The 20456-nt window shown below is 39.4% G+C and carries 17 protein-coding genes and 1 pseudogene; all 18 read left to right on the forward strand.

Going from position 1 to position 20456, the window contains the following annotated elements:
* Nucleotides 1–955: 955 nt before the first annotated feature.
* Entirely contained in the window at nucleotides 956–2263 is a 1308-nt protein-coding gene (gene serS / locus SH603_RS01445) for a serine--tRNA ligase (RefSeq protein ID WP_169470882.1), read from the forward strand.
* Between the two features lie 266 nt (nucleotides 2264–2529).
* Nucleotides 2530–3993 carry an ABC transporter substrate-binding protein/permease gene (locus tag SH603_RS01450; RefSeq protein ID WP_144226491.1) on the forward strand — a complete coding sequence of 488 codons (1464 nt, stop codon included), beginning with the start codon at nucleotides 2530–2532 and terminating at the stop codon, nucleotides 3991–3993.
* Between the two features lies 1 nt (nucleotide 3994).
* Nucleotides 3995–4738 carry an amino acid ABC transporter ATP-binding protein gene (locus tag SH603_RS01455; RefSeq protein WP_003665372.1) on the forward strand — a complete coding sequence of 248 codons (744 nt, stop codon included), beginning with the start codon at nucleotides 3995–3997 and terminating at the stop codon, nucleotides 4736–4738.
* A 302-nt stretch (nucleotides 4739–5040) separates the two neighbouring features.
* Nucleotides 5041–6390, forward strand: a complete 1350-nt coding sequence (locus SH603_RS01460; RefSeq protein ID WP_113896999.1) for an amino acid permease — start codon at nucleotides 5041–5043, stop codon at nucleotides 6388–6390.
* A gap of 955 nt (nucleotides 6391–7345) precedes the next feature.
* Nucleotides 7346–8551, forward strand: coding sequence for a NupC/NupG family nucleoside CNT transporter (locus tag SH603_RS01465; RefSeq protein WP_169470888.1), 1206 nt, complete (start codon nucleotides 7346–7348; stop codon nucleotides 8549–8551).
* Nucleotides 8552–8631: 80 nt separating this feature from the next.
* Nucleotides 8632–9540, forward strand: coding sequence for a ribonucleoside hydrolase RihC (rihC, locus tag SH603_RS01470; protein WP_065533541.1), 909 nt, complete (start codon nucleotides 8632–8634; stop codon nucleotides 9538–9540).
* Nucleotides 9541–9643: 103 nt separating this feature from the next.
* Entirely contained in the window at nucleotides 9644–10528 is an 885-nt protein-coding gene (locus SH603_RS01475; RefSeq protein ID WP_153700710.1) for a 3-hydroxyacyl-CoA dehydrogenase, read from the forward strand.
* 177 nt (nucleotides 10529–10705) lie between these two features.
* Nucleotides 10706–11430 (forward strand): annotated as a pseudogene (gene rsmG, locus SH603_RS01480) (16S rRNA (guanine(527)-N(7))-methyltransferase RsmG).
* Nucleotides 11431–11447: 17 nt separating this feature from the next.
* Entirely contained in the window at nucleotides 11448–12416 is a 969-nt protein-coding gene (locus tag SH603_RS01485; protein ID WP_321534000.1) for a ParB/RepB/Spo0J family partition protein, read from the forward strand.
* Between the two features lie 12 nt (nucleotides 12417–12428).
* A complete protein-coding gene (locus SH603_RS01490) occupies nucleotides 12429–13199 on the forward strand; it encodes a ParA family protein (protein WP_004562448.1) in 771 nt (256 codons plus the stop codon).
* The gene (locus tag SH603_RS01495) at nucleotides 13186–14070 is read left to right on the forward strand and encodes a ParB/RepB/Spo0J family partition protein (protein ID WP_019251490.1); all 885 of its coding nucleotides are present in this window, start codon (nucleotides 13186–13188) and stop codon (nucleotides 14068–14070) included. Before SH603_RS01490 ends, SH603_RS01495 begins: the two co-directional genes overlap by 14 nt.
* A 13-nt stretch (nucleotides 14071–14083) precedes the next feature.
* The gene (locus tag SH603_RS01500) at nucleotides 14084–14281 is read left to right on the forward strand and encodes a DUF951 domain-containing protein (protein ID WP_003665382.1); all 198 of its coding nucleotides are present in this window, start codon (nucleotides 14084–14086) and stop codon (nucleotides 14279–14281) included.
* An 83-nt stretch (nucleotides 14282–14364) separates the two neighbouring features.
* Nucleotides 14365–15462, forward strand: coding sequence for a redox-regulated ATPase YchF (gene ychF, locus SH603_RS01505; protein ID WP_003670336.1), 1098 nt, complete (start codon nucleotides 14365–14367; stop codon nucleotides 15460–15462).
* 32 nt (nucleotides 15463–15494) lie between these two features.
* Nucleotides 15495–16265, forward strand: a complete 771-nt coding sequence (locus SH603_RS01510; RefSeq protein WP_065533546.1) for a DUF1129 domain-containing protein — start codon at nucleotides 15495–15497, stop codon at nucleotides 16263–16265.
* Nucleotides 16266–16470: 205 nt separating this feature from the next.
* Nucleotides 16471–17145, forward strand: coding sequence for a deoxyribose-phosphate aldolase (deoC, locus tag SH603_RS01515; protein ID WP_003665386.1), 675 nt, complete (start codon nucleotides 16471–16473; stop codon nucleotides 17143–17145).
* 52 nt (nucleotides 17146–17197) lie between these two features.
* Entirely contained in the window at nucleotides 17198–18391 is a 1194-nt protein-coding gene (locus SH603_RS01520; protein ID WP_153703336.1) for a phosphopentomutase, read from the forward strand.
* 28 nt (nucleotides 18392–18419) lie between these two features.
* Nucleotides 18420–19718, forward strand: coding sequence for a pyrimidine-nucleoside phosphorylase (locus SH603_RS01525; protein ID WP_169472894.1), 1299 nt, complete (start codon nucleotides 18420–18422; stop codon nucleotides 19716–19718).
* Nucleotides 19719–19737: 19 nt separating this feature from the next.
* Entirely contained in the window at nucleotides 19738–20448 is a 711-nt protein-coding gene (gene deoD, locus SH603_RS01530) for a purine-nucleoside phosphorylase (protein ID WP_003665392.1), read from the forward strand.
* Nucleotides 20449–20456: the final 8 nt, after the last annotated feature.

The raw sequence follows: 20456 nt of genomic DNA on the forward strand, positions 1-20456 counted from the left end.
TGGCTTGGGATAATCTCTTTTTAAACTGGCGGATATAGGCTATTATAATAACCTTAAAGAGGCGACCCCCGATGCCTACGTAGGCTAATTATAATGGTAGCTGTCACTTGACTGGATAGTGGTAAAGTCTAGTTATTAAGTGTTAAGCAACAATTTTTGTGCATTGTTTGTTGCGACTACTACTCCCTAATAGGTATAAGGTTTATAGCCTTATATAGCAGGTATCATAAAATAGCTGAACACTGTTTAGATAAATTTGTCAAACGGTAGAATGATAATGCTTATAAGAAACCCCCGAATACTTAACTTTAAGCATTAGTAGCAATATCTCCCCCAGATAACTTAAAAGTCTTATTGTCTACGCCAACAGCAATAAGCAGATAACAGTTTAGTTTTATCATATAAGTGTATTTGCTACCAAAAAGTTTTTTATTGTTCATGACAATTGTGCTAAACAATGATTCAACAGTACAGATAGTATAGTGATGCCTCAAAAGTCGGCACAGAAATTACAACAGTATGGTAAATGTGCTAGCCTACTGTAATGTAAGCCGCTTGGTGGTAGGTTTTAAATGTTGAATGGTGGACTTATCACCAAAGTTAGTTGTGCGTAAACTAACCAAAAAAGGATTTTCAGAAGTGAAAATCCTTTTTTGTTTTAAATAAAAATTCGATTGATAAATTAGAGAAAGTGTAATAAGATAATTGCAGAATAGAAAACACGAGTGCATTTCAAGTAGGTTATTCAGAGAAGCAGCGGGTGGTGGAAGCTGTCAACCGAAACTCCGGTGCAAAAATATGTGGGCAGGTAATTCTGCACGGATAGTAGCCGTTATCTACTTCGAAGGGTGACTAAAGATAGTCAAACTTGGGTGGTACCGCGGAACTAGAGCCATTTCGTCCCAAAATATAAAGGATGGAATGGCTCTTTTTTATATAATTAGGAGGAAATACGATGTTAGATATTAAAAAGATTCGTCAAGAACCTGATTTTTATAAGGAAAAGTTGGCTACGCGTGGTATAAAACCAGAAGAAATTGATGAAGTTATTGCGCTAGATAAGAAGCGGCGTGAATTGCTTCAACAAACCGAAACAATGAAGGCGCAACGTAATGAAGCGTCAAAGAAGATTGGGGAAGCTAAGCGAAATGGTGAATCTGCCGATACTGCCATTAAGGAAACTCGTGAACTTGGTGATAAGATCAAGGAACTAGACGCTGAAGTTGAAGCAAATGATGCAGAACTTCATAATAAGATGGCTCACCTCCCGAACGTTCCTCATGACGGTGTTCCGGTTAGCTTAACGGAAGACGGTGCCGTTGAATTGCGGAAAGTAGGGAAGGTGCGGGACTTTGATTTTGAACCTAAGCATCACTGGGATATCGGTGAAAATCTTGGTATTTTAGACTTTGATCGCGCTGGTAAGGTTTCTGGTGCGCGTTTTGTCTACTACTTGGGTCTTGGTGCTCAGCTTGAACGGGCAGTTTACAACTTCATGCTTGACGAGCACATGAAGGAAGGATATACCGAAGTCTTGCCGCCATACATTGTTAATGCTGAGTCAATGTACGGTACTGGTCAATTTCCTAAGTTCAAAGAGGGAGTTTACCAGGTTAACGGCGAGGATATGACTTTGATCCCAACTGCCGAAGTTCCGTTAACTAATTACTACCGTGGTGAAGTTATTCCGACTGAAGAATTACCAGTTTACGTTACTGCTTTAACACCATCATTCCGTTCTGAAGCGGGAGCAGCGGGTCGTGATACTCGGGGATTGATCCGGATGCACCAATTTAATAAGGTAGAAATGGTTAAGTATACTAAGCCAGAAAACTCATGGGATGAACTTGAAAAGATGACTGCTAACGCTGAGAACATCTTGAAGAAGTTAAACTTGCCATACCATGTTATTACCTTAACTACTGGTGACATGAGCTTTACGGCATCTGAAACACATGACCTTGAATTGTGGATGCCAGCACAAAATAAGTATCGTGAAGTTTCGAGTTGTTCAAACTGCTTGGACTTTCAGGCACGGCGGATGCACACCCAATACCGGGATGAGGATGGTAAATTACAATATGTTCACACGCTTAACGGTTCTGGTTTAGCCGTTGGGCGGACAGTGGCAGCTATCTTGGAAAACTATCAAAATGCTGATGGCTCCGTAACAATTCCAGAAGTATTAGTACCATACATGCATGGTGTTACTAAGATTACTAAGGAAAATGCGGTTCCTTTCCGTAATAAAGTTAATAAATAAGAATAGAAGAATATTTTTCGCTAAAGAAGTTTGGAGTGCTAAATCTGAGCTTCTTTTTTGATTAAAAAAGTCTTAGAAAAGATCGAAAACGAATAAAATAGACTTAATAAAATTAACTTTTTGTTGGTTGTTATCTTTAAAAATCATTGTTTAAAACGCTGACATCTTAGATAAACACAAACTTTAATGAAGAATATTTATTTTATTTTCTGGCGATGATAAAGTAGTATCAACGTTAAAATTTAATTAAAAAGGAGTCGGTGCAGATGCATAGCAGCAAGATAAAAAATATGATCATCACCATTGTTGCAGTTCTTGGAATTGTAGTGGGGTGGCAAATGGTCGAACCTCAGCAGGTATCTGCTGCCGAACCGACTTATACGTTTGCAACTAATAACACCTTTGAACCCTTTGAAATTCAAGATAGTAAAGGTGGGTACTCAGGAAAGAATCCTGGGATTGAAATTGAAATGCTTAAGAAAATTGCTAAGCATGAGCATTTTAAGTATGAACTGAAGCCAATGAGCTTTAATGGTGACTTACAAGCTCTTGAAGCAGGACAAGTTGATGCAGTAATTGCCGGAATGAGCGTTACTGATGAACGAAAAGAAAAGTATGATTTTTCAACACCTTACTATACTAGTGGGGTTGTTATGGCTGTTGCAAAAGATAGCAATATTAAGTCGATGAGCCAATTAAAAGGCAAAACAGTTTCGGCAAAGTCAGGAACGAGTGCGGCATTATTTTTGAAGAACAACCAAAAGAAATACGGTTACAAAATCCGCTACTTTGATTCTTCAAATACGATGTGGAATGATGTGAAGACTGGGAACACAGCAGCTACTTTTGATGATGGCCCTGTTCTTGAATACGGAATTAAAGAAGGTGTTCCACTTAAGGTTGTGACAAAGAAGCCAATTGATGCACAACCAGTTGCCGTTGGATACCAAAAGGGCAAGAACTTAGAATTACAGAAAAAGATGAATGACGGGATTAAGTGGCTAAAAGATACTGGCCAAATGGATCAAATCATTGATAAATATACTAAGAGTGACAAAACAACGAAGGACAATGCGACTGATCGGACAATCCTGGGATTAATCCGCGCCAATTATCCTGCCTTGCTTCGTGGGTTATGGATGACAATTGAATTAACCGTTGTCGGCATTATTTTTGCGATGATTTTTGGGGTAATTCTAGGTGTATTAGGTATTGCACAAAACAAATTTGCCAATGCTGTTTCTAGCACCCTGATTTATATCTTCCGTGGTATTCCAATGATTGTTTTGGCCTTCTTTATTTACATGGGGATTCCGAATGTTATTGGCCATAAAGTTCCATTATTCTTGGCGGGGATCCTAACCTTGACTTTTAACGAAGGGGCTTATATTGGGGCCATTGTTAAAGGTGGATTTGAATCCGTTAATATTGGACAGTGGGAAGCAGCACGGAGCTTAGGGTTGCCATATAGCAAAGCCTTGATTAAAGTTATCGCTCCCCAAGGATTTAAGTTAATGATTCCTTCGTTAGTTAACCAGTTTATTATTACCTTGAAAGACACCTCAATTCTTTCCGCAATTGGTGTAATGGAACTTACGCAAACGGGGACTGTTATCATTTCCCAGAATATGGAAGGATTTAAGATGTGGTTAATCATTGGAACGATGTATATCATTATCATTACCCTGTTGACTTGGTTATCAAACTACGTACAAAAGAGGATGGGTTAATATGGATAAAAACTATAAAGTACAAGTAAAAAATCTGCACAAAAGTTATGGAAGTAATGAAGTGCTGAAAGGTATTAGCTTGGACGTAAAACCCAATGAGGTGGTTTGCATGATTGGACCATCAGGATCGGGAAAAAGTACCTTTCTTCGTTGCATTAATAAGCTTGAAGAACCAAATAGCGGCCATATTTATATTGATGGCTACGATATTGCTGATCCGCAAGTAAATATTAATAAGGTTCGGGAAAATATCGGGATGGTTTTTCAGCACTTTAATCTCTTTCCAAATATGAATGTTTTGGAGAATATCACTTTGGCACCTGTTCAACTTGGCAAGATGACCAAGGAAGAGGCAGAAAAGGACGCGATGCACTATCTTGACTTAGTTGGGCTAGCCGATAAAGCAGGGGCAGATCCAACCAAGCTGTCTGGAGGTCAAAAGCAACGGGTAGCCATCGCCCGTGCCCTTGCAATGAAACCGGATGTAATGCTCTTTGATGAACCAACGAGCGCCCTTGACCCTGAAATGGTAGGGGATGTTTTGGAAGTAATGAAACGGTTAGCGCAAGAGGGAATGACCATGATCGTGGTAACTCACGAAATGGGATTTGCTAAGCAGGTTGCTGATCGGGTGGTCTTCTTCCATAATGGTGATATTCGGGAACAAGGCACTCCAGAAGAGATTTTTGATAATCCACAACATCCAGATACGAAGAATTTCTTGGATAAAGTGCTAAATATTTAATTATCGACTGACTTTTAGTAATTTAAATTTGACAAAGTTAGGATAATCATTATAATAATGAGCAACTTCTAATAATTGGTTGACAGAGAATCTAGCATTTGCTGAAAGCTGGATCCAATTAAATGGCATGAGCGTTTGAATGGAGTGGTTTCCTTATCAACCGAGAGGTAGTTCGCAAATGTGAGCTATAAAGATGGGTGGAACCGCGTTAAAAAACGTCCCTGGTAGATGATTACCAGAGACGTTTTTATTTGTTTAAGAAAACGTTTTTGTTATTAACTAAATTTTTAAGGAGGCATATTATGGACGAAAAACAACAACAGAAGTTAGAACGATCGCTTAAAAGTCGTCATGTGACGATGATTGCTATTGGTGGAGCTATTGGGACCGGTCTTTTTCTTGGATCAGGAACAGCTATTCACCAAGCAGGTCCTTCAATCATTCTTTCATACCTGATCGTCGGTATCTTTTGCTTCTTTATGATGCGGGCGTTAGGGGAACTTATTTTAGCTGATACTTCAAAACATTCATTTATTGATTCGGTTAAGGAATATCTTGGTGACCGAATGGAATTTGTTGCTGGATGGATGTACTGGGCATGTTGGCTAACATTAGCAATGGCAGATCTTACTGCTACTGGTATTTACTTGAAATATTGGTTCCCTAATTTACCACAATGGGTTGGTCCATTAATTATTGTTATTTTATTGATGTTAGTAAACATGGTAAACGTCGGGCTGTTTGGTGAACTAGAAAGTTGGTTCTCCATGATTAAGGTGATTGCAATTTTAGCCTTAATAGCAGTTGGCGCGGTCTTACTTGTGATGCATGGTCATGTAGAAGGGCGGCCGGTAACCCTTTCAAACCTAGTTAACCAGGGTGGCTTTTTCCCTACTGGTCCGATGGGCTTCTTAATGTCTTTCCAAATGGTAGTCTTTGCCTTTGTGGGAATTGAAATGGTCGGTTTGACAGCTGGTGAAACTAAGAATCCAGATAAAGATATTCCGAAGGCGATTAATACCTTACCAGTCCGGATTGGTTTGTTCTATATCGGCTCAATGGTTGCGATGATGTCAATTTACCCATGGTTCCATATTAAGACTACTTCGAGTCCGTTTGTTCAAGTGTTTGCAGCAATCGGTGTTCCAGGAGCAGCTGCGATTTTAAACTTTGTGGTTTTGACGGCTGCAATGTCTGCAACTAACAGTGCGATCTTTAGTACTAGTCGTTCCCTCTACTCATTAGCTCGAAGCGGGAACGCACCAAAACGTTTTGGTGAATTAAGCGCGAAGGCAGTTCCTAATCATGCATTAACTTTCTCTTCATTGATTCTTTTTATCACAGTTATCTTGAATTATATTATGCCAGCGGGAATATTCGATGTGATTGCTGGAATTTCAACAATTACCTTTATCTTTACGTGGATCATTATTTTGGTTGCACATATTAAGTTCCGGCGGCAGAATCCAAAGGGAGTTACGAATTTCAGAATGCCAGGATATCCGATTACTAGTTGGTTAACAATTATTTTCTTCTTGGCAGTTCTAGTGATTTTACTCTTTATTGATTCAACACGAATTCCATTAATCCTTTCAATCGTCATTTTTGCATTGCTTGCTTATGGTTATGGATTTTTGAAGAAGAAAAATTAAAAACTTAGCAGGGGCTCGAAAATTTTGAGTCTCTTTTCTTTTGCATTTAATAATGAATAGTTTAAGAGAGAGCTAAAAAGTAATAGAAAAGTTAATTTTGTTTAATAGTTGGAGGAGATCTAAATCCCGGTGTGACGCGGTTTAATTGTCTTTTTGTTGGGTAGGGATTATACTGAAAGTGTGGAAAGATAGAAGGCCGAATTTAACAAACATCTTCTCATAATAAAACTACTTTGAAGTACGTTAATTAGACTTTTTGCATGAAAATACCAACACCCCACTCCACATGAAACGCTTTAGTTTCCGTAAAAAGTATGTTAGCTAAAAATAATTAGTGGCCATATCTACAACGAACCTATAATGATAAGCTTAAGTTCCTCGTATTAAGCAGATAGATAAGTTACCAAAAATTAAAAATAATAATACTCGGCCTTTCTTCCCACTTCTTCATGGTTGAGAAGCCCGGAATGTTATTTTGATAAACGTCCCGGGCTTCTGCCAGTTTAAACCTTAAATATTTTATGTTATTTCCTGGGAAATACTAAAGTTAGTGAAACTGTAAATTACTTCTCTAAATATTTGAACATTTGCTCAATTGATTTTAATTGAGTATAATAGAAAACCTTGGCAGGGGCAACGGAAAGACACATAGCAAAGATGATTTGCCACGTGTAACTTTCCGTTTCTTTTTGTTAACACATGACAACGTTTTCATAAATTCTAAAAAACTTTGTGAAATTTCCGGAAGTTGAAAAGTTAATAAAATGAGCGAATTGTAAAATTATAATTTAAAAAATGATAAAAATTCACAAATTGTCTACAAAACAGCGCTTTACAGGAAGCAAATTTAAAGATATTCTTAAATAGTTAACTCGCCACAATTGCAATTATAGTATCTTAATTTGGAACGGCTGTTAACGAATATTCTATTTAAGGAGGGTACACAGCCATGTCTATGTATCTTATTATCAACATTATTGGGTTGATTGTCTTTCTTGGAATTGGATGGCTTTTCTCCAAGAATCGAAAGGAAATCAACTGGAAGACTGTAGGAATCATGGTAGTCTTGAACTTACTTTTAGCATGGTTCCTCGTAAGTTCAGCAGCTGGTCGTGCTGGGGTTAAAGCGGCCGCTGATGGTTTTGCTTGGATTGTTAACGTCTCTGCAAAAGGAACTGTGTTTGCATTGGGTGATTGGTACACACCAAAGAACCTTAACTTCATTTGTTCTGCATTGATGCCAATCCTTATGATTGTTCCATTGTTCGATATCTTAAACTACATTGGTGTATTACCATGGATTATTAAGTGGATCGGACGTGGACTTTCATTCATTACTGGTGAACCTAAGTTTGAATCATTCTTTGCTGTAGAAATGATGTTCTTAGGTAACACCGAAGTTTTGGCTGTTTCTGGTATGCAATTACGTGCCATGAACAAGGAACGTAATTTGACGATTGCCATGATGTCAATGTCTTGTGTTACTGCTTCAATTCTTGGTGCATATATTGAAATGATGCCAGGACAATATATTCTGACTGCTGTTCCAATTAATATTATTAACTCATTGATTGCTGTAAGTATGTTAAACCCTGTTAAGGTTCCAGCTGAAGATGACACCATCGAAAAGGTTGGTGCTGAAGTTGACTCTGATAAGCGTGAACCATTCTTCAGTTTCTTGGGAGACTCAATTCTAGGTGCTGGTAAGTTAATCCTTATCATCATTGCTAACGTTGTTGCCTTCGTTGCTTTGGCAGCCTTGATCGATGCTATCTTAGCATTGTTCTGGAAGGACCTTTCACTTGAAAGTATCTTAGGTGTTATCATGTTCCCATTCTCATGGTTACTTGGTTTACCTGTTCACCAAGCATGGATGCTTTCCCAAGATATGGGTATGAAATTGATTACTAACGAATTCGTTGTTATGGGTAAAGTTACTGATGAAATCAACAGTTACGCACCTCACTTGCGGGCTGTCTTGACTGTCTTCGTAACTTCATTTGCCAACTTCGGTACTTTAGGTATGATTATTGGTGCCTTCAAAGGATTAGTTGACAAGGAAAACAACGATTACATTGCTTCAAACATTGGTTACTTAATGCTTTCTGGTATTTTGGTTTCATTATTATCAGCCGCATTTGTTGGTCTCTTTGTTTGGTAGAAATGGAAAAGCAGCTGGCAAGGCTGCTTTTTTCAACATTAAATCCGAAAACGCTTGCACGATAAAAAGGAGATAAAATTATGACTACAAAGATTATTATGGATACTGACCCAGGTATTGATGACGCAGCTGCTTTAACGATGGCTATTAATGATCCATCATTAGACTTGAAATTAGTTACAACAGTTGCCGGTAACGTTACTGCTGATAAAACCACTGCTAACGCTTTGAAGATTATTCACTTCTTCGGTAAGGATATTCCAGTTGCAGCAGGTGCCAAGCAACCATTGATTAAGCCTTTTGAAGATGCTGCCCGAATTCATGGTGAATCAGGAATGCCTGGTTATGACTTTGGTGACGATTATGGTAAGCCACTTGATAAGACTGCTGTTGAAGCACTTCATGACGCAATCATGGCTGAAGATGAAGTCATCCTGGTTCCAACTGGTTCATACACTAACATTGCACTACTCTTTAGCGAATATCCAGAAGTAAAGAGCCACATTAAGCAAATCGTTGCGATGGGTGGTTCATTCTCTGGCGGTAATATGACTAGTGTAGCTGAATTTAACGTCTTCACTGATCCAGATGCTGCTAAGATTATGTACAATGCGGGTGTTCCAATTGTAACTGTTGGATTGGATGTTACCTTAAAGGCGCTCTTAACTGCGGATACGATTGAGAAACTTGGTAGTCTTAATAAGACTGGTGAAATGCTGCATGGATTAATCACGCACTATAATGATGGTAGTGATCAAGGGCGTCCAATGCACGATGTTAATACCATCTTCTATCTTCTTCATCCAGAAGCATTTACTACGAAGGATATGTGGGTTGATGTTCAAACAGACGGTCCAGCAATCGGTGCTACTGTTGGTGATATTCGCGCTGCTTACCATGATGGCAAGACTAACGCAAAAGTTTGTTTAGACATTGATGCTGAATACTTCAATAAGTGGTTCTTAGAAGAAGTAAGCAAAATGAAATAAGATGCTAGGAGGCTGGAAAAATAATCCAGCCCCTTTTTATTACTTTCTAGTGTAAGCGCTTCACGGTATAATGGTAGTAGTTAAAGTAAGGAGGAAATACCAAATGAAGAATATAATGATTGCCGGCGCTGGTGTATTGGGTAGCCAGATTGCATATCAAACGGCTTTATCCGGCTTTAATGTCAGCGTATATAATCACCATATTGATACCGCTGAACGACGGATTAAGGCGTTGAAAAGTGATTATGAACGTGACTTGCATTTGACTGATAAGGAATTTCAACAGGGCCTTGATAATATTAAAGTAATTACTGATGATGTTGCGACCGCGGTTAAAGATGCTGATTTAATGATTGAAGCTTTACCAGAATCGTTAGAGTTAAAGGAACAGTTTTACGAAGAGGTTTCAGGATTAGCCCCTGAAAAAACAATCTTTGCTAGCAACTCCTCTACATTTATCCCTAGCCAACTAGCTCCTTATACTGATCGGCCAGAAAAATTTCTTAATATGCACTTTGCTAACCAAATTTGGAAATTTAATGTGGTCGAAATTATGGGCACCTCCCAAACAAGTCCAGAGGTGATTGAAGAAGCTACAAAGTTTGCCCGGGAAATAAAGATGGTTCCTGTTATTCTTAATAAAGAACAACACGGGTATATTCTGAATTCCCTTTTGATTCCGTTACTTGCATCTGGTCTTAGCTTATGGGCTAAAGGAGTTGCTGATCCAGCGATGATTGATAAGGATTGGATGATTTCGACAGGTGCACCAATGGGACCATTTGGTATTTTAGATATGGTTGGTTTACGGACGGCAGCGCAAATTGAACGGAATGCCTATGCCCAGACTAAGGATGAAAGTCATAAGGAAATTGCCGATAAGATGGAACAGATGATTCAAGAAGGGCACGAAGGAAAAGAATCGGGACAAGGATTTTACAATTATCCCAATCCAGCTTTCATGGATCCAGATTTTCTGAAGCATTAAGATTAAGTATTGAAAACGTTAGGAAGGGGAGCAAGATAAAAGTCACTCGTGACTGCTATCTTACTCCCTTATTTTGCGCTCCAATTTTCACGTAATCCGGTTGCAACAATGGCAAAATTACGGTACAGTAGTAGAGAACGTGAAACAAAAAATGTTTCACGAAAGGAGACCTAATAAATGAATCCTGAACAATTTCAACAAGCATTAGCTGATCATGGTATCACCTTATCAGCAGAACAAATGCAACAATTTGCTGACTATTACCAATTATTAGTTGAAACTAATGAACATGTAAATTTGACACGGATTACTGAAAAGAATGAAGTGTATTTAAAACATTTTTATGACTCAATTACAGGAACGTTTGCTGAACCACGCTTAGAGTGCGAAAAACTGACATTATGTGATATCGGTGCGGGGCTGGCTTTCCTTCCTTACCGTTGAAGATCGCTTTTCCACAATTAAAGGTAACGATTGTCGATTCGTTAAATAAGCGGATTGCTTTTCTTGAAGACTTAGTTACCAAGCTCGGTTTAACTGACGTTACATTGATCCATGATCGGGCAGAAACTTTTAGTGCCAAGAACAGTCCATATCGAGAGAAATTTGATATCGTTACCGCCCGCGCAGTTGCCCGCCTATCAGTTTTAAGCGAATTATGCTTGCCAGCTGTTAAAGTTGGTGGCGAATTTATTGCTTATAAGGCAAGTGCGGCTCCTGAAGAACTTCAACAGGGCGGGACAGCAATTAAACAACTTGGTGGAAAAGTTCAAAAAACGGTGACATTGACTTTACCAGGAACTGATGGAGAACGTAATATTATTGTGATTGATAAGATAAAGGCGACCCCTAAGAAATACCCACGTCGTCCAGGCTTACCAAGTAAAAAACCAATTCAGTAAGATAAGGAGTTGAAAGTATGGCTTTTTCATTATTTGGTATTGGAAAAAATAATTCCGATAATACAAAAAATAAGGTCGTAGAAGTAAAAATTGATCAAATTATTCCTAATCGTTATCAGCCACGGAAGGTATTTGATCAAGACGGTATCCGCGAATTAGCACAAACAATTGACGAACACGGGTTGTTACAACCAATTGTTTTACGTGAATACGAGCCAGCAAAATATGAAATTATTGCTGGGGAACGCCGATACCGGGCGATGAAGCTCTTAAAGTGGGAAAAAGCGCCAGCGATCATTGAAAAGATGAGTGATCAAGAGACTGCTTCGCTTGCCCTCATTGAAAATCTGCAACGGTCGCAATTGAGTTCAGTCGAAGAAGCGCAGGCCTACCGACAATTAATGGATCTGAACCATCTTACCCAATCGCAATTAGCAAAGGGGATGGGGAAGAGTCAGTCCTTTGTTGCTAACAAATTACGGTTGCTGCGTCTGATCACCCCAGTCCAAACAGCTATTTTAGATCACCGGATTACGGAACGTCATGGTCGAGCATTATTAGATTTAGATGAAAAACAACAATGTGATATGTTAATGCGGATTGTTAATGAACGGTTAACAGTTCGGCAGACAGAAGATGAAGTTGCTCGCTTATTAGGGCGTCCGTTACCTTCAGAAATTGCAGAATTAAAAGCAGCCGCTAAGCGCAAAGAATTAGCTTCTATTGAGGACCATGCTGAAGAAACAGCAGACGTTGAAGAGGTACCAGTAGAAAAGCCTGCAGAAAAGAGGCGCGCTCCTAAACGAAAGACAGCTAAGAAGGCCCGAAGCAAAAAAACTCAGCAGGCTAATGATGCGCGTTTAGCTTTAAATACGATTAAAAAGTCAATTAAGCTGGCGACAAATGAAGGCTTTGAAATTAAAATGCATGAGAAGGAAAACGGCGATACTTATCAATTAACAATTGAGATTCCGAAGAAACAGTAGGGAGGCCAAAAAATGGGTTCTGTAATTGCCCTTGCAAATCAAAAAGGCGGTGTTGGTAAAACAACAACGAGTGTTAATTTGGGTGCATGCTTAGCTGAGACTGGCCAGCGCGTCTTATTAATTGATCTTGATCCTCAAGGAAATGCAACTAGTGGTTTGGGCGTTGAAAAACAGAATATTAAGCAAAGTATTTATGACGTTTTAATTAATGAAGTGCCATTAGAGGATGTCATTCAAAAGACAAGTCACGTAGGAGTTGATATTGCTCCCACAACAATTGCTTTATCCGGGGCCGAAGTAGAATTAACTAATTTAATGGCCCGGGAAACACGGCTTAAAGATTCGTTTGGTGAAATTCGTCAAAAATATGATTTTATTTTAATCGATTGCCCACCATCCTTGGGGCTCCTGACGATTAATGCATTTACTGCTTGTGACTCAATTCTGATTCCTGTCCAAAGTGAATATTATGCCTTGGAAGGATTAAGTCAGCTTTTAAATACCATCAAGCTTGTTCGTAAACACTTCAATCCGCAACTTAAGATTGAAGGGGTCCTTTTGACAATGTTTGATCGGCGCACAAACCTTGGACAACAGGTAAATTCTGAGGTCAAAAAGTTTTTTGGGGACCAGGTTTATGATACGATTATCCCTCGTAATGTTCGTTTATCGGAGGCACCTAGTCACGGCTTAGCAATTATTGATTATGATAAAAATTCAACGGGGGCGCACGTCTACCAACAATTAGCAAAGGAAGTGTTGGCTAACCATGGCAAAGAATAAAAAAGGTGGGCTTGGCCGAGGTATTGAAGCCCTCTTTGCAGAAAATGAAGTAACTGAACTTGCGGATGAAACGGTTCAAGATATCAAGCTATCGTTAATTCATCCTAATCCCTATCAACCACGGCGAACGTTTGATAAAGAGGCGTTGGCAGAGTTAGCTTCATCGATTGAAAAATCAGGGGTGTTTCAACCAATTATTCTGCGACAAACGGATCCAAAAATTAACCGTTATGAGCTAATCGCTGGGGAGCGACGGTTTAGGGCTTCTAAGATCGCCAAACAGAAAACTATCCCAGCAATTGTGCGTAAGATGAGCGATGACCAGATGATGGAAATCGCGGTTCTCGAAAACCTTCAACGTGAAGACCTTACACCACTTGAAGAAGCGCAAGCCTACCAGATGTTAATGGATAAATTGTCATTAACACAGGCACAGGTGGCAAGCAGACTAGGAAAGAGTCGGCCTTATATTGCCAATTACTTGCGATTACTAGGGTTACCAAAAGTGATCAAAGAGTTTCTTAATACTGGCAAACTATCGATGGGTCAAGCACGGACAATTCTCGGTTTAAAAGATAAGACAAAACTTGTTCCGCTTGCCCAACGAGCTGTCGAACAAAATCTTACAGTGCGACAATTAGAAGAGATTGTAACGCAGACTAATGGAACGGCCAAAAAGAAAGAAGAACGGCGGACGCAACGAAAACCAATCTATATTCGAGAAGCTGAATCACAGTTGCAGAGTAAATTTGGTACAAAAGTTGCTGTCGCGCAAAGTCGGAAAAAAGGCGCAGGAAAGATCGAAATACCTTATACGTCAAATGAAGACTTTACTCGAATTCTTGAATTATTAAATATAACCTTAGATTAAGGAGGAATAACTCATGGCAGCATATGATAAAGGTGACATTGTAATGATGAAAAAGGCTCACCCGTGTGGAACTAACCGCTGGAAGATTACACGAGTGGGTGCAGATATTAAAATTGAATGCCAAGGCTGTGGTCATATTGTCATGATGACCCGTCAAAAATTTGATAAGGGATTAAAAAAGGTTATCGAAAAAGCGGATCAAGATGATTAATATTTTTAATGATTGATGATCACAAATAACTAATTGTAGATTAAAATAATAAATGATTAATTGAAAAGGAAAGTGAACAATTTATGTCATTAACTGCAGGAATCGTTGGCTTGCCAAACGTTGGTAAATCAACACTTTTTAACGCAATTACTAAAGCTGGTGCCGAAATGGCTAACTACCCATTTGCAACAATCGATCCCAATGTGGGGATGGTTGAAGTTCCAGATAGTCGACTTGACCGGATCCAGGAATTAATTCCAGCGAAGAAGATCGTCCCAACTACCTTTGAATTTACCGATATTGCCGGAATTGTTAAGGGTGCTAGTAAAGGTGAAGGGCTTGGGAACAAGTTCTTGGAAAATATTCGTCAAACTGATGCAATTGTTCATGTTGTGCGAGCATTTGATGATAATGATATTACTAGTGTTTCTGGTAAAGTGGATCCAATTGAAGATATCGATACTATCAACTTAGAATTAGTAATGGCTGACTTAGATGCTGTTAATAAGCGCTTGGCAAAAGTACAGCGGGCTGCTAAGGGTCGTGATAAGGATGCTTTAGCAGAATTAGAAGTGCTCAATAAGATTAAACCAGTTCTTGAAGATGGCAAGGGTGTTCGCTCAATTGATTTTAGCGATGATGAACAAAAGATTGTCAAAGGGCTTTTCTTGCTAACAAGTAAACCAGTCTTATACGTTGCTAACATTGCCGAAGAAGATATGGCAGATCCAGATAGCAACAAATACATGGATGCAATTAAAGAACACGTAAAAGATGACGGAGAAGTTATTGGTGTCGCAGCGGCTGCTGAAGAACAAATTGCCGAAATGGATGAAGCAGATAAGGCTGATTTTCTTGAAATGGAAGGCGTTACAGAACCGGGATTGAACCGGTTGATTCGGGCAGCGTACAAGCTCTTAGGCTTGGAAACCTTCTTTACTGCTGGTGGGCCTGAAACGCGGGCTTGGACTTACAAGAAGGGCACAAAGGCTCCACAAGCAGCGGGAATTATTCACTCTGATTTTGAACGTGGGTTTATCCGGGCCGAAGTAATGAGCTTTGAAGATCTTGATGAATTAGGTTCTGAATCAGCGGTAAAGGAAGCGGGAAAGCTCCGTCTTGAAGGAAAAGATTACGTAATGCAAGATGGGGATATTGTTGAATTCCGGTTCAACGTTTAAACCTCTGAGGATAAGAGAGGAGTAGTTTTATAGTGAGTGAAGAACAACCACGGAATGCACAAGCCGGCCAACGTCAAAAACGATTAGAAAAGGAACGTCGGCAAGCAAATGGGAATGCTTTTAGCAACTATGATCTAACACGAAAAAATGAAGATTTTATGTATCAATTAAATAAACAGTTGGATCGTCTCGGTGTTCCTTCTGATAAGAAAGACCCAATGCTAAAGGAAACCATTGATAAATTGCTAGTAGGACAAAAGAAGGGACAAACTGCGCGGGCATTATTTGGTACGCCAACTGAATATGCTAAAGAATTGAAGAATCCTAAGCCAACTCCTGCTGAAGCAAGTAAGCAATCAATTAAGTTATTGGCAATTGATAATATGCTGATTTTCTTAAGTATCTTTACGTTTATGTTTGGTTTAATGTTTTGGTTATCACCAGCTGCAATGCAAACAAAGAATGCTGGAAGTAGTGGTATTACCGCAATCTTAATCGTAGCAATCACTGGAGGGTTGATTTTTGGTTATGTGGCTACCCAGGTTCAACCGCAAATTAATAAGAAGGGTAAACGGGTAAGCAAGAAGCCATTATGGCAACGGATTCTTTTAATCGTTGCCGGGTTAGCAGCTTGGTTAATTATTTACATGCTTGTAAGTATGTTGCCAAATGTAATCAACCCACGGCTTAATCCATGGGTCTACATTGGCATCGGAGTTATTACTTTCATTGGGGATATGTACTTCCGGTCTAGATTCCATGTTACAGGCTCCCTTTATGGTAATCGTGCGCCGCGGCGTTAAAATATTTTAGCAACGGAACTATTTGCCAGGCTATCTTTTAAAATAAATGAGGGTGAGAAAAAGGTGAAAATTTTTCTCGCCCTTTTATTTCGCTCTTTTTTGAAATAAATTTCTGTAAATATATGGACAAATGTTCAATAGATTGTTAAGATATATACGTAAACTTATGAAAACGCATTCAAAGATGAGAGGAGATCATATTATTATGAAGTTAACACAAGCGCAATTAGCAAAATACATGGATCACACAATGCTTAAACCAGAAGCTACCCCCGAAATGATTGATAAGACAGTTGAAGAAGCTCGTAAATACAATACAGCTTCAGTTTGTATCAATCCTTACTGGGTTAAGCGAGTTCATGAAGGATTAGAAGGTACTGATATTAACACTTGTACAGTTATCGGCTTCCCTCTCGGTGCAACTTCAACAGAAAGCAAAGTTTTTGAAACTAAGCAGGCAATTGAAGATGGCGCCGATGAAATTGATATGGTTATCAATATCGGTGAATTAAAAGCAGGAAATGATGATGCGGTTGTTGCTGATATTAAGGCGGTTGCTGATGCTACTCACGAAAAGGGTAAACTTCTTAAAGTTATTATTGAAAATGCTCTTCTTACTGACGAAGAAAAAGCACGTGCAAGTAAGCTTACTGTAAAAGGTGATGCTGACTTTGTAAAGACTTCAACTGGTTTTTCAACTTCAGGAGCGAAGGTAGACGACGTTAAGATTATGCGTGAAGCAGTTGGACCAGACTTTAAGATTAAGGCAGCTGGTGGAATTCACAGCCTTCAAGAAGCTTACGATATGATTGAAGCTGGTGCTAACCGTTTAGGTGTTTCCGCTTCTGTTCAAATCTTAGAAGAAGCCGCAAAACAATAAGAATAAAGTTTAATTACTAATCTTAATTTACAGAAATAGGAGGAGTCGGAAAATGTCATATAAACGTGTTTTTGTTATTGTAATGGACTCAGTTGGTACAGGTGCTGCTCATGACGCCGCAAAGTTTGATGATGTTGGATCAGATACGCTTGGCCACGTTGGTGAGTATTACAAAGGTGCCTTGAAGCTACCAAACCTTGGTAAATTAGGGATTAGTAATTTGCGTGATACTCCGATTGAAGGGGTTCCAGTTGCTGATCCAGCTATTGGTGATTACGGTAAGATGGAAGAAGTTTCTGCCGGAAAAGATAGCATGGACGGTCACTGGGAAATGATGGGCTTGCCAGTAATGAAGCCATTATCAACGTTCCCAAATGGTTTTCCACAAGAAATCGTTGATAAGCTTGAAAAATTCTCAGGACGAAAAGTTATTGTTAATAAGCCATACTCAGGAACAGAAGTAATTCATGATTATGGTGAACGCCAAATGGAGACCGGAGAATTAATTCTCTACACGTCTGGTGATTCAGTAATGCAGATTGCTGCTCATGAAGATGTTATTCCAGTTGAGGAACTCTACAAGATTTGTGAATATGCTCGGACACTTGTTAATGGTCCAGAATATACTGTTGGTCGGATTATTGCCCGTCCATATGTTGGCCCAGATAAAGACCACTTTACCCGGACTGCTAATCGACATGACTTTAGTTTGAAGCCAATTGGTGAGACTGATATGGATCGCCTCCGTGCAGCTGGTTACGATGTAATTGGTGTTGGTAAGATTAATGATATCTTCTCTGGTGAAGGGATCGATAAAGGATACCATAACGAAAGCAACATGGACGGAATGGATCATGTTGATGAAGTAATGAAGCAAGACTTTACCGGTTTCTGCTTCACAAACTTGGTCGATTTTGATGCAATGTATGGTCACCGTCGTAATCCAAAGGGCTTTGGTCAAGCATTAATGGACTTTGATAAGCGTTTAGGCAAAGTTCTTGATGAAATGAAGCCAGATGATCTTTTGATGGTAACTGCTGATCACGGTAATGACCCTGGCTTTAAGGGAACTGATCATACTCGTGAAAATGTTCCATTGTTGGTTTACTCTCCTTCAATGAATAAACCAAATCAATCCCTTGGGCTGCGGAAGACATTCTCAGACCTTGGTGCAACTATCTTAGAGAACTTTAACGTTGAACCAGTAAAGGGTACCAGCTTCTACAAGGAAATTAGTAACGATTAAGATTAATTAAGGAAAGGGGCGAAACATGATGCGAATGGTTGATATCATTGACACCAAAAGAAATGGCGGAGTCCTAAGCGATGAGCAATTACAGTTCTTTGTTGATGGCGTCGTTAATGGAACGATTCCTGACTATCAAATCAGTGCTCTCCTTATGGCAATCTACTTCCAGGGGATGACCAAAGAAGAACAGACGAGCCTAACAATGAAGATGATGGAGTCTGGTGAACGATTAGACTTGAGCCGAATCCCTGGAATTAAAGTTGATAAACATTCAACGGGTGGTGTTGGTGATAAAGTGAGTTTGCCACTTGCAGCAATGGTCGCCGCTACAGGAATTCCGGTTCCAATGATTTCAGGTCGTGGCCTTGGTCATACAGGAGGCACGCTTGACAAGTTGGAAGCAATTCCGGGATTTCGGGTAGAACTTTCCGAAGATGAATTCATTAATCAAGTTGCCAAAGAAAAATTAGCAATCGTAGGTGCGACTGGTGAGGTTGCGCCAGCAGATAAGAAGATCTATGGATTACGGGATGTTACTGACACTGTTGACTCAATTCCGTTAATTGCTAGTTCAATTATGAGTAAGAAGATTGCTTCTGGAACAGATGCGCTTGTAATTGATGTAAAAACTGGTACTGGTGCCTTTATGAAGATGCTTGATCAATCAAGACTACTGGCTAAAGCCTTGGTTGAGATTGGTAAACAAGCAGGATTAAAGTGCATGGCAGTAATTTCAGATATGAATCAGCCGCTTGGAAATAAAATTGGTAATGCACTTGAAATTGAAGAATCAATTGATGTCTTAAAAGGAAAGGGCCCAAAAGATCTTACCGAATTAGTTCTGACGCTTGGTAGTTATATGGTTGTAATGGGTGAAAAAGCACAAAATACTACTGAGGCACGAAAGATGTTAGAGCAAACTATTCAGGATAGATCAGCCCTGGAACGGTTTGCGGCAATGATAGAAGCGCAAGGTGGAGATCCTGCTATTGTTGATAACTACCAATTAATGCCGCAAGCTAAATACAAGATTCCTTTCAAAGCTGATCGGGATGGCGTATTGACAAAACTTTCAGCAGATGAAGTTGGAACTGCTAGCATGTTATTAGGAGGCGGCCGTCAAAAAGCAGATGATGCCTTGGATTATAGTGTAGGAATCGAATTACACCATAAGCTAGGTGATTACGTTAAAGACGGCGAACCAATTTTAACAATCTATAGTAACCGCCAAGAAATTCCAGACGTGGAACAGTTATTAAGAGAAAGTATTGAAATTAGTGATAATGGTAAAGTGCCGACGCTAATTCATGAAATTGTTGAATAAAGAGCAGGAGGATATTTCAATGAGTACACATATTAATGCAAAAATGGGTGATTACGCAGACACTGTATTACTTCCAGGGGATCCGCTGCGTGCAAAATATATTGCAGAAAACTTCCTGGAAAATGTTAAACAAGTAAATTCAGTCCGGAATGCCTTTGGTTATACTGGTGAATATAAGGGTCACCGTATTTCAGTACAAGGATCTGGGATGGGAATTCCTTCGATGTCAATTTATATTAATGAGTTAGTACGTGAATTTGGTGTTAAAACTATTATCCGGGTTGGTTCTTGTGGCGGAATTGCTCCAGATGTTCATGTTCGCGATGTTCTTCTTGCCCAAGGTTCTTCAACAGATTCAGCAGTAACGGTAAATACATTTGGGCCAGGATTCCATTATGCACCATTAGCTGATTTCAAGTTGTTAGATACTGCTTACCATGTAGCTGGTAAATTAGGTATTGAAACAAAGGTTGGGGATATCTTTGCTGCCGATCGTTTCTACAATGATGAGCTTGATATGGAAAAGCTTCGTGACTATGGAATTTTAGGGACAGAAATGGAATCGGCTGGACTTTACTTATTAGCTGCTAAGCTTCATTTCCGGGCACTTTCAGTTTTGACTGTTAGTGACTTAATCTTTGGCGACGAAAAAGCAACCGCTGAAGAACGTGAGCGAACATTTAATGATATGATTAATATTTCGCTTGAAACGGCAATTGCTGGAAAGTAGCTTCTTGC

The sequence above is a fragment of the Limosilactobacillus reuteri genome, from assembly GCF_034259105.1.
GTDB classification, from domain to species: domain Bacteria; phylum Bacillota; class Bacilli; order Lactobacillales; family Lactobacillaceae; genus Limosilactobacillus; species Limosilactobacillus reuteri_G.

Coding starts and splice junctions, on each gene's coding strand:
- serS (WP_169470882.1), top strand. CDS start 956: ATGTTAGATATTAAAAAGATTCGTCAAGAACCTGATTTTTATAAGGAA.
- SH603_RS01465 (WP_169470888.1), top strand. CDS start 7,346: ATGTATCTTATTATCAACATTATTGGGTTGATTGTCTTTCTTGGAATT.
- SH603_RS01450 (WP_144226491.1), top strand. CDS start 2,530: ATGCATAGCAGCAAGATAAAAAATATGATCATCACCATTGTTGCAGTT.
- SH603_RS01495 (WP_019251490.1), top strand. CDS start 13,186: ATGGCAAAGAATAAAAAAGGTGGGCTTGGCCGAGGTATTGAAGCCCTC.
- SH603_RS01455 (WP_003665372.1), top strand. CDS start 3,995: ATGGATAAAAACTATAAAGTACAAGTAAAAAATCTGCACAAAAGTTAT.
- SH603_RS01475 (WP_153700710.1), top strand. CDS start 9,644: ATGAAGAATATAATGATTGCCGGCGCTGGTGTATTGGGTAGCCAGATT.
- SH603_RS01490 (WP_004562448.1), top strand. CDS start 12,429: ATGGGTTCTGTAATTGCCCTTGCAAATCAAAAAGGCGGTGTTGGTAAA.
- SH603_RS01485 (WP_321534000.1), top strand. CDS start 11,448: ATGGCTTTTTCATTATTTGGTATTGGAAAAAATAATTCCGATAATACA.
- SH603_RS01500 (WP_003665382.1), top strand. CDS start 14,084: ATGGCAGCATATGATAAAGGTGACATTGTAATGATGAAAAAGGCTCAC.
- SH603_RS01520 (WP_153703336.1), top strand. CDS start 17,198: ATGTCATATAAACGTGTTTTTGTTATTGTAATGGACTCAGTTGGTACA.
- deoD (WP_003665392.1), top strand. CDS start 19,738: ATGAGTACACATATTAATGCAAAAATGGGTGATTACGCAGACACTGTA.
- SH603_RS01460 (WP_113896999.1), top strand. CDS start 5,041: ATGGACGAAAAACAACAACAGAAGTTAGAACGATCGCTTAAAAGTCGT.
- SH603_RS01525 (WP_169472894.1), top strand. CDS start 18,420: ATGCGAATGGTTGATATCATTGACACCAAAAGAAATGGCGGAGTCCTA.
- ychF (WP_003670336.1), top strand. CDS start 14,365: ATGTCATTAACTGCAGGAATCGTTGGCTTGCCAAACGTTGGTAAATCA.
- rihC (WP_065533541.1), top strand. CDS start 8,632: ATGACTACAAAGATTATTATGGATACTGACCCAGGTATTGATGACGCA.
- deoC (WP_003665386.1), top strand. CDS start 16,471: ATGAAGTTAACACAAGCGCAATTAGCAAAATACATGGATCACACAATG.